General features: G+C 42.5%; 12 protein-coding genes. 8 read left to right on the forward strand and 4 right to left on the reverse strand.

Translation table 11 applies throughout. From position 1 onward, the window contains the following. Positions 1-143: 143 nt before the first annotated feature. Both IM479_RS11785 and IM479_RS11790 read left to right on the forward strand, forming a co-directional pair. The gene (locus tag IM479_RS11785) at positions 144-3,209 is read left to right on the forward strand and encodes an efflux RND transporter permease subunit (RefSeq protein WP_287686139.1); all 3,066 of its coding nucleotides are present in this window, start codon (positions 144-146) and stop codon (positions 3,207-3,209) included. 51 nt (positions 3,210-3,260) lie between these two features. Continuing rightward, positions 3,261-4,253, forward strand: coding sequence for an aldo/keto reductase (locus IM479_RS11790; RefSeq protein WP_287686140.1), 993 nt, complete (start codon positions 3,261-3,263; stop codon positions 4,251-4,253). Between the two features lie 213 nt (positions 4,254-4,466). Here IM479_RS11790 and IM479_RS11795 read toward each other — a convergent pair whose 3' ends face one another. Genes IM479_RS11795 through IM479_RS11805 form a run of 3 tightly spaced genes read right to left on the reverse strand, consistent with a single transcriptional unit; the run spans position 4,467 to position 6,858 of the window. Next, positions 4,467-5,315 (reverse strand): ADP-ribosylglycohydrolase family protein, encoded by an 849-nt coding sequence (locus IM479_RS11795; RefSeq protein ID WP_287686141.1) that lies wholly within the window; start codon positions 5,313-5,315, stop codon positions 4,467-4,469. A gap of 8 nt (positions 5,316-5,323) precedes the next feature. After that, positions 5,324-6,085 (reverse strand): helix-turn-helix domain-containing protein, encoded by a 762-nt coding sequence (locus IM479_RS11800; RefSeq protein WP_286824413.1) that lies wholly within the window; start codon positions 6,083-6,085, stop codon positions 5,324-5,326. A 26-nt stretch (positions 6,086-6,111) separates the two neighbouring features. Next, a complete protein-coding gene (locus IM479_RS11805; RefSeq protein WP_287672864.1) occupies positions 6,112-6,858 on the reverse strand; it encodes a pseudouridine synthase in 747 nt (248 codons plus the stop codon). A gap of 475 nt (positions 6,859-7,333) precedes the next feature. Here IM479_RS11805 and IM479_RS11810 point away from each other — a divergent pair, with 475 nt between their 5' ends. The 6 genes from IM479_RS11810 to tumE all read left to right on the forward strand — a co-directional run bounded on the left by IM479_RS11810 (position 7,334) and on the right by tumE (position 9,234). Continuing rightward, positions 7,334-7,585, forward strand: coding sequence for a hypothetical protein (locus IM479_RS11810; protein WP_158199940.1), 252 nt, complete (start codon positions 7,334-7,336; stop codon positions 7,583-7,585). 8 nt (positions 7,586-7,593) lie between these two features. Continuing rightward, complete coding sequence (locus tag IM479_RS11815; protein ID WP_287672861.1) at positions 7,594-8,025, forward strand: type II toxin-antitoxin system VapC family toxin; 432 nt, start codon at positions 7,594-7,596, stop codon at positions 8,023-8,025. A gap of 223 nt (positions 8,026-8,248) precedes the next feature. Further along, positions 8,249-8,449, forward strand: a complete 201-nt coding sequence (locus IM479_RS11820; protein ID WP_287079683.1) for a hypothetical protein — start codon at positions 8,249-8,251, stop codon at positions 8,447-8,449. Further along, positions 8,436-8,582, forward strand: a complete 147-nt coding sequence (locus tag IM479_RS11825; RefSeq protein ID WP_271973334.1) for a PIN domain-containing protein — start codon at positions 8,436-8,438, stop codon at positions 8,580-8,582. Before IM479_RS11820 ends, IM479_RS11825 begins: the two co-directional genes overlap by 14 nt. Positions 8,583-8,630: 48 nt before the next feature. Further along, complete coding sequence (gene tumA / locus IM479_RS11830) at positions 8,631-8,861, forward strand: antitoxin TumA (protein ID WP_287686142.1); 231 nt, start codon at positions 8,631-8,633, stop codon at positions 8,859-8,861. Continuing rightward, positions 8,848-9,234: a toxin TumE gene (gene tumE / locus IM479_RS11835; RefSeq protein ID WP_287686143.1), complete on the forward strand. Its 387-nt coding sequence runs from the start codon at positions 8,848-8,850 to the stop codon at positions 9,232-9,234. Before tumA ends, tumE begins: the two co-directional genes overlap by 14 nt. A gap of 122 nt (positions 9,235-9,356) precedes the next feature. Here the strand turns inward: tumE and IM479_RS11840 are convergent. Next, the coding region (locus tag IM479_RS11840) for a WD40 domain-containing protein (protein ID WP_287699418.1) at positions 9,357-9,968 on the reverse strand (612 nt) is incomplete at its 5' end.

A 9,968-nucleotide genomic window follows, 5' to 3' on the forward strand; every position in this document is an offset into this window, starting at 1 on the left:
AACTGATAACTGATAACTGATAACTGATAACTGATAACTGATAACTGATAACTGATAACTGATAACTGATAACTGATAACTGATAACTGATAACTGATAACTGATAACTGATAACTGATAACTGATAACTGATAACTGAAATTATGGCTTTTAATATTTCTAATTGGTCTATCAAAAATCCCATTCCGACGATCCTGATCTCCCTGGTTATGGCCTTAATGGGATATATTGCCTTTCTAGGATTAGGGATCGATCGCTCTCCTAATATTGACATTCCGGCCGTGATTATCACCGTTAATCAAGCCGGCGCCGGTCCAGAGGAATTGGAAACTCAAGTCACCAAAAAAGTCGAGGATGCGGTGGCTGCTTTGGGTAATATCGATCAAATTACTTCTACCGTCAACGAAGGCAGCAGCAGCACCACCGTTAACTTTATCCTTGGCACTAACAGCGATCGCGCTACCAATGATGTACGCAATGCCATAGCGCAAATTCGACAGGATTTACCCCAAGATGCTAATGATCCAATTGTCCAACGTTTAGAATTTGCCGGGGGTGCAGTGATGAACTATACCATCTCCTCCCCGAAAAGATCGATCGCCGAATTAAGTGATCTAGTTGATCGTCAAATTGGCCGCGCTTTAACAGGAGTGCCGGGAGTAGCGCGAGTCAATCGGATTGGGGGAGTCGATCGAGAAGTGCGTGTAGATTTAGATCCTGGTCGTCTGATCGCCTACGGTATCACGGCTACGGCGGTTAATGACCAAATTCGTAGTTTTAATATTAATTTACCCGGAGGGCGATCGGAAATCGGTGGCAGTGAACAAACTGTCCGCACCCTCGGCAGCGCTGAAACTATCGAAGATTTAAGAAATTATCAAATCTCTTTACCTAACGGTGATACCGTCCCCTTAAGCAATTTAGGGACAGTTAGCGATAGTTCCAGTGATCCTCGACAAATGGCCCTCTTAGATGGGCAGCCAGTGGTGGGTTTTTCGATTTTACGGGGGACCGGCAGCACTTTGGTCACGGTAGAAACAGCAGTGCGTCAAGAAATCGAGAATTTAAAGAAAAAACTGCCCGAAGATCTTAAATTTCAATTAATTTTTACCCGTGCTGACTCAATTCGTGCTAGTTACGAAAGCCTTCTGAGCGATCTGATCATCGGTTGTATTATGACGGTGATCACGGTGGGTCTATTTTTAGGCAATTGGCGCGCCACGATTATCACGGGTTTAGCCCTGCCTTTGTCGATTTTCCCGACTTTTTGGGTGATGCAGGCCCTGAATTATACCCTTAACGGCATGACCCTACTGGCCTTAGCTTTAGCTTTGGGTAATCTGGTCGATGATGCGGTGTGTATGGTGGAGGACATCGATCAACATTTAGCTATGGGTAAAAAACCCTTGCAAGCGGCCTTTGATGCCTCAAAAGAGATTGGATTAGCCGTTTTAGCCAGTGCGGCGGCAATTATAGCGGTATTCCTGCCTGTTGCTTTTATGGGCGGTGTGCCGGGCCAATTCTTTCAACCTTTCGGCGTTACTGTGGCGGTTTCTACCCTATTTTCCAGTTTGATCGCTGTCACCGTCACCCCGATGTTAAGTGCCTATATTCTACAGCCGAAAAAGCTGAAAACCGGTGATAATAATCCCTCCTCGCGCCCGCGTTTTCGTCCCTACAAAAGTTTGTTAACTTGGGCCTTACGTCATCGAATCCTGACTTTATTGGCGGCTTTGGCCTTTTTTATCGGTAGTTTACAGTTAGTTCCCTTGATTCCAAAAGGGTTATTTAGTTCTGGGGATACCGGATTAAGTACAATAAGCCTAGAATTGCCTCCCGGTGCAACTTTGAATGATACTGTTGCCGTGGCTAATCAGGTGAATAGTTTACTGCAAAAAAATCCCGCCGTCGCTAATGTTTTGGCTATTCCGGGAGATTCGGGACGGGTAAATACCGGGTTAATATATGTTAATTTAGTTGCTAAGGAACAGCGATCGCTAACTCAACGGCAATTTGAGGAACAAACCCGCCGGGACTTCCAGAAGATACCAGGGGCTAGAGTGACTTTTCGGGCGCAGGGGGGAGCAGGAAGCACTAAAGATGTGGCTATAGTCCTTAAAAGTGAAAATGGCAATATTTTAACCCAAACTGCCCAAAAATTAGAGCGAGAAATGCGGGCATTACCCGGTTTTGTCGAGGTAAGTTCCGGGGTAAGTTTAGTTAAACCGGAGATCATTATTCAACCAGATCCCGTCCGGGCCGCCGATCAGGGAGTCTCGGTCAGAGCGATCGCCCGTACTGCATCTTTGGCTTTAATCGGGGATAATGAGTTTAATTTAGCTAAATTTAACCTTGCTGACCGACAAATTCCCATCCGGGTGAAAATTGCCAATGATGGACGCAGTGAGATAGAAACTCTGCAAAATTTGCGCGTTCCTAGCAGTAATGGGACGTTAGTACCGCTTAACTCGGTGGCGACAATTAGCTTAGGTAGTGGACCTGCGGAAATTCAACGCTTTAACCGTCAACGTCAGGTTAATATTGGAGCTAATTTAGAGGGAGTTTCTTTGGGAAGTGCGGTGACACAAATTCGCGCTTTACCAATCATGAAAAACTTACCCCCAGAGGTGACAGAAGAACCCTTTGGTGATGCTCGTATTATGCGCGATATCTTTGCTCGTTTTTTGGGAGCGTTAAGTTTAGCAATTATTTCTATCTATGGGATTCTGGTCTTGTTGTATAACAATTTTCTCTATCCCCTAGCGATTTTAACTTCCCTTCCTTTATCGATTGGTGGCACTTTAATTGCTCTTTTAATTACCCAAAAAGAGTTAGGTTTATACGCTTTAATTGGCATAGTTTTACTGATGGGATTAGTCACTAAAAATGCGATTTTGTTAGTAGATTTTGCCCTGAGTGGCATTGAGGCAGGGAAACCGCAATTTAAGGCGATGATTGATTCGGGAGTCTCTCGTTTACGACCAATTATTATGACCTCGGTTTCCACAATTGCCGGGATGTTACCGATTGCTTTAGCTTTGGGTGCAGATGGGGAAATTCGCGCACCGATGGCGATTGCCGTTATTGGTGGTTTTACCACTTCCACCCTATTAACTTTGGTGGTTGTGCCGGTAATCTTTACTTATATCGATAGTTTTTACTATTGGTTGCGGGGATTATTTGTTAAACAAAAACCCAAGTCGATTTAGTAGTAAAATATCTCTCTGAAAGCTTGAGAAAAAACCCAGAGAAACTGACCCATGAATCCCTTGACAGTCACACATCAAACTCTATCCCTTCCCCCCATGGGCTGCGGTACTTGGGCCTGGGGAAATCGTCTTCTCTGGGGTTACGATGAGAGTATGGATAGCCAGTTACAAGCGGTTTTTAATCTCTGCGTCGAGCGGGGTGTCACTCTATTTGATACGGGAGACTCCTACGGGACAGGCAAACTCAACGGACAGAGTGAGAAGCTATTAGGACGCTTTACAGGGGAATATAGCGGTTATAACGCTGATAATATCCGTATTGCCACCAAACTCGCCCCTTATCCTTGGCGTTTAACCCGTAATGCCATGGTTAAAGCTTGTCAAGCTTCGGCAACCAGATTAGGCCGCCCGGTGGATTTAGTGCAAATGCACTGGTCAACGGGCAATTATGCGCCATGGCAGGAGGGAGGATTATTAGACGGATTGGGGGATTGTCTGGAAAAGGGGTTAGTTAAAGGAGTCGGTTTATCCAATTTTGGACCGAAAAGATTGAAGTCTGCCTATCAAAAGTTTGCCAGTCGCGGCATTCCTATTACCAGTTTACAGGTACAGTATTCTCTCCTTTCTACCTATCCTCTCACTAACTTAGGATTAAAGGAACTATGTGATCAATTGGGCATTAAAATTATTGCCTATAGTCCCTTAGCTTTGGGGTTATTAACGGGGAAATATCGAGATAATAAAAACTTACCCCCAGGATTACGTCGCTTCCTTTTTGGTCAATTAATTCCCGCTATTTCGCCTCTGATAAGTTGCCTAGAAGTTATCGCCCAAGCTAAAAATAAAACTATTAGCCAAGTTGCTTTAAATTGGTGTATCTGTAAGGGAACAATTCCTATCCCCGGAGCTAAAAATGTCCGGCAAGCTGAGGATAATTTAGGCGCTTTAGGATGGAGTTTAGACACAGGAGAAATAGCAGAATTAGATAAAGTTGCCGCAGGTTTAGATAAAAAAATGGTACAAAATATCTTTCAAACTAAGTAGGGTTTGCTGAATAAATCTAAAAACCTTGTTGGATAATATTTTTAGGCTTTTTTGAAATCAAAAAGTGCCTTAGCTAGGAGTGTTCGGGGGGGAAATTTAGGCACTTTTTCCCTGAAAATTAGGTAATTGACCCCCTGAAAATGGGTAAAACCCCATCCCCCAACCCCCAACCCCCAACCCCCAACCCCCACCGAAAAACCTTTTCAGCAGATCCTACTTATTTTGAGAGACCAATTTTAAGCTGGGACGGGGTTGGATTGTTCCCCCGTAAGCGACGGCAGTGTCAGGAGATAGGACAAGATGAGGAGATATACCCAGGGAAATTCGATAGATTTCCCCAGCTTTATCCATTAATTGCTGTTTAACTGGCTCTTTCGGCAAATTTTGCCGCCAAGCTAGGGGAATACCCTCGATACCGTTGTACAATCCCGCCCAAATTCCCGCTAAAGTGGTGGTTAATTGCCGTTGATAGGGACTAGAATTAGCGCGACGCACGCTAACGGCGAAATCCTCGGTCGTTTGCAGAAAGGTATAGAGAGAAGCTGCGATCGCAATTCCTAAAGGTGAGATATCTTTCGCCCAAGCCGATAAAATGAACTCTAAGGGATGATTTTGCCCTAAAGCTGACTGAATCTGCTCTAATAGCTTATTCTTGGGCTTAATAGTTAGTAATTGCCCCATTAACTGATTTAAAGGCTTTTTCCCCTGTAATAACAGACCTACTGCCTCTCCCCAAATTATCGCTTCTTGTTGGGTTAACTCGGAAATTAAGCCCTTTTTCAGCCAAAAATTTAATCTAGCTTGCCAACGTTCCCTATAGTCAGGCCAGGTTAAAATCTCCGGCAACAGCACAAATAATAACGCCGATTCCGACTCTTGCTTGGCTGCGATCGCAATCTGCAAGTCTTCCTTAGATTGCAGAGCTTGCAAAAGCAGGGTCGTCCTTGGCGTAGCCTCATAGTTAAAGGCTGGTATTAAGGGCTGATTATGCAAGGATTCCCCAATATATGCCCCGATTAACCCTCCCTGAAGGCGATCGAGGGGTGAAAAAACCTTTTGCATAAATTAGCTCAATTTGCCCGGTAGGTGACTTCCTCGACTTTGCCCGGTTGCCCCAGTTGTTTAGCATTGGCATTATTAACGGCAACGTAAACCCCGCCAGCATTACCCGCCCTCACGGTTAATTCTCGGTTTGCTTGCCAAGTGCGATGGGTTCCTTGGGGCAGCACACCCTCAAATTCTGTCTTGCCATCCACCACCACCCGCAGCCAGCAGTCATCCTCCAGTTTTACCCCCACCACCAGCTGCTGATTATTGCTGGTTTTGTTGGCTACCGGTTGAAGGGGATTGCTTTTCGGTTGGACAATTTGCTGTTGTGGCAAGGAAGGCGGCGGTAAGCGATTCGATTGCAGTACCGATTTTTGCAGGACGTGGGATAGGGTTTGTACGGAACCAATAACTAAGATTAAATAAAGAAAATAGAGATGAATCGGGCGAATTTGAAGACGCGGCAGCGATAAAGACGGTTTTGTTCCCCTAAAAAAGTTATTTACCTTGGTGGGAAAACGTCGGCTAATCGTCTCACCATCCAAGGCGAGACTATCAGCAAATTGCTTGATTAACCAACGAATATAAATCGGTTCGGGCAATGCCTCCAAATCCCCCGCTTCCAGCGCTTCTAGGCGATGGCGCGGGATTAAGGTTTTCTGGGCAATTTCCTCGAGGGAAAGGGACTGTTCTAGGCGATTTTTTTGCAAATAAACGCCGATTTCCAGTAATTTGGTTCGCTGTTTATGCTGGGGATCAAGTTGTGATTGGAGAAGGCGAAACATATCGCTATTAGGGGCTGACTTTCAGCTTAGTTAATCTGGCTTTTTAAATATTTCAGTTCATCAAGGGTTAAAAAACGGTAATGACCCAAGGGTAAGGGGGAATTATTACCAGAGTTTAGTTGAATACGACCGATGGCACTGCGATGAAGTTTCAGGACGTGATAACCTAATTCTTCGGCTACACAGCGAATCTGCCGATTTCTTCCCTCCACTAAAATAACTTCTAGTAGGGTTTTTTGGTCGGTTTGCTTGAGTATCTCAACCTGTGCGGGTAAGGTTTTTTTTCCCTCTAAGAGGATACCTTCTCGCCAACGCTGGAGCGCAAGTCTATCAATCGCACCATCTAGCCAAACCCGATAGGTTTTGGGCAAATGATAACGGGGATGGGTGAGGGTGAGGGTGAGTTGACCGTCGTTGGTGAGGAGTAAAGCCCCAGTGGTGTTAATGTCCAACCTTCCTACGGGATGTAACCCTGTCTCGCTGGCGAGGGAGTCGGGCAAAAGGTCAATTACCGTCGGCCGGTTTTGTGGATCCTTACAGGTAGAAACCACACCAATGGGTTTGTTGATCAGTATATACAATCTTTGGGGACGATTGGCCGGTTCAATTTTTTTTCCGTCTATCTCTAGGTGATCTTTTTCGGGGTCGGCTTTTTCTCCTAACTGCACGATTTTGCCATTCCGTCTCACTCGTCCGGCCACGATCATCTCCTCCGCCCTTCTTCGGGAGGCAATTCCCCACTGGGCAAGGATTTTCTGGACTCTCTCCGCCATTTTTTTTTAGTTTTTAACCCTTTCTCTCTCCTATTATAGGCATCCTAAAAGGGTTTTTTCGCCCAAAAAGTGAAGAAAAACCGAATATCTCCGGCTGCCTCTTTGATTTTTTTTTCTGAAAACTTCTCAAAAAAAAGGAGTGATCCCTTGACTTGGGCGGCGGCTTCGGTTATACTTTTCTTATAATGGGAATCTGTCTATCTTTTTTGAAGTGCCAACACTCCATTATATATAAAGTCTTATAAAAATATTATTGCAAAAAGCCGTGAAAAAAGCAAGCAAAATTTTGCCGACAATTGTTAAAAAAGTCGGGCTAATTTTCCTTACGGATGATATGACTTTAAACGGGTTATTTCTCGGTTATCCAAGCGGTAAACTTTGATTGGGGATGAATTGGGGACGTAAGCGACGGAGTTTGCGTCTCTTTAATAACTCTTCATAAACACCGATAATTTTGGTCAAAGATGTAAAAAAAATGAATATTCAACTCGTGGAATCTCTAGTTAATGCAATTAAATCCTTGTCCCTAGAAGAACAGGAATTGTTAGGAAAAAAACTCAAAGATCACCCCTCTTGGGAAATTGCATTAGAACGAATTGACGCAACTCGAAAAGCCATTTATGAACGTCGTCAGGGAAACCCATTTGAAACCGATGTTACTGAAATTATTCATCAAATGAGAGAAGAAAGAGATCGGCAATTGATGGAAGAAATTGTGAGTGAATAGAGAAAATAATGACTAATACATTTATCTGTGTTGATTCTAGTTTTATAGTTCGTTTAACAACGGTTGAACCTTCTGTAACAATGTATAGTCAACTCTGGCAAAAATGGATGACCGAGGAAAATTTAGTGATTGCGCCAACTTTATTATGTTACGAAGTCACTAACGTATTTCATCGTCTGAAAAAAGCTGGTCAAATTTTGGAGACAGAAGCGCAAACCCTCCTTACAGAAGTCTTAGATTTACCCATTCAGTTTCATGGATATCTTTACCTCCATTACCAAGCAATAGAAATTTCGCAAACCTTGAATCTTCCTGCTACTTATGATGCCCATTATCTAGTATTAGCTCAACGATTTCAAGCAAATTTATACACCAGCGATAAACGCTTATTTAACAGCGTTAAATCTTCTCTAAGTTGGGTTCATTTGGTTGAAGTGTAGATTTTTATTTCTCTCTCAATAGCTTTAGTTTTATTTAACCTGACAATTCAAGTCAGTATCGGTGATATTCGTACCAATACAGATGGTTTAATCATTGCTACATCTTCCTCTGTCTGCTCTAGATAAACACCGATAATTTTGGTCAAAGATGTAAAAAAGGAAGAGCATTATTGTGAGAGGGTGTAATTAGTATAATTAAAGTAAAAATCATTCCAAGGTAGCCATGATTAAAAATATTAATGTAACTGGACTTAAACCTGAACAAATTCAGCAGATACAGGTACTTATTGCCGCATTTAAAGCTCAAAATCAACTCAATAAAGGTGAAACTGAAATTGATATGATTGAATACCTGTTGGAAAATCCTATAGAGGTTGATAATTTAGAATTTATGAAACGAGAAGAAATTTATGACAGAACTTAAAAATCATAGTTGTTTTGTTGATTCTAATATTTGGCTTTATGCTTTTTCCACTGATAAAAAAGAAGAAACTAAAAGAATAATTGGTGCGTTACGCTATCGCGCTTCGCACCCGACGATTTATGTTTTTGTTTGAGCGCGAACGTTTATAATCAAAATATCATTATTTTGGAGTAAAAGAAAAATGCGTAAACAGACCATTCAATATACATCATCTTTAGATGCTTTGATTGCTGTTGCCAAGCGACTTAGCGTCTATGAGAACCAACATAAAATGGATTCCGAAGATTTTTATAAAGAATACAATCAGGGAATATTGTCAGATGATATAATATTTATAGAATGGGCAAACGATTATCGTCATTACCTTGCTTTGCGTCAAGAATTAGAACAAAGATTAAATGATGCTGCTTAAACTTTTATCTGATTACCTCAATCAAGTAGAGCAAGCAATTGTGCAGTGTGAAAATGCTTATGTAGAACGTTATCAAGAAGAAATACTGACATCACAAAGAGCTAATTTAAGAATTAGGTTACGTTTCAAGCAGACCCATTTATTAGAAATAAACGAAGCTATAGTAATCACAGACAATTACTTAGAATTCCTAGATTATCGTTACCATTTACAAGATGAAAAAAACAACCTAGTTTTTCGTTATGATAGTACCCCTCACTTTCCCAATCTCTCTACTTTTCCCCATCACAAGCATTTACCAAACGATGTAATTAGTTGTCACAAACCCGAAATTAATCAAGTCTTAAAAGAAGCAACAGAGTTATTGAGGTAAATAAAACGTTTTTAATGCGATTGCCGCTCTTGTAGGGTGCGTGTTTGTGGCGATAATCTCTGAAAAAAAACCTAAATTAACAATCGGCTGTAACAGATCAACTTTATTATTAAATTGGTGGGCTAATTCTTTGTACTAATCCCATCACACAAATGCCTATCTTCCTCCCTGACATTAATATTATTCTGCAAATAAACCCGCACCCAAGCGCAACTACGCTCCATTAAATCACTTAAGCCCCAGTCTGTCCCAAGATTCCAGAGTTTGATAGTCTTGTCATCACTACCGCTCACCAAAGTCTTGCCGTCGGGACTAAAATTAACGCTTGTGACAACGCTATCATGCCCCTTGAGGGTGCGGATTTCTTGGCCTGTTTCTACATTCCAGAGTTTGATAGTGTTGTCAGCACTACCGCTCACCAAAGTCTTGCCGTCGGGACTAAAATTAACGCTCCAGACATAGTTATCATGCCCCTTGAGGGTGCGGATTTCTTGGCCTGTTTCTACATTCCAGAGTTTGATAGTCTTGTCATCACTACCGCTCACCAATGTCTTGCCGTCGGGACTAAAATTAACGCTATTGACAAGTCTATCATGCCCTTTGAGGGTGCGGATTTCTTGGCCTGTTTCTACATTCCAGAGTTTGATAGTGTTGTCACCACTACTCACCAAAGTCTTGCCGTCGGGACTAAAATTAACGCTTATGACAGAGTTATCATGCCCCTTGAGGGTGCG

This window comes from Microcystis sp. M165S2 (assembly GCF_020245885.1).
Taxonomy (GTDB): domain Bacteria; phylum Cyanobacteriota; class Cyanobacteriia; order Cyanobacteriales; family Microcystaceae; genus Microcystis.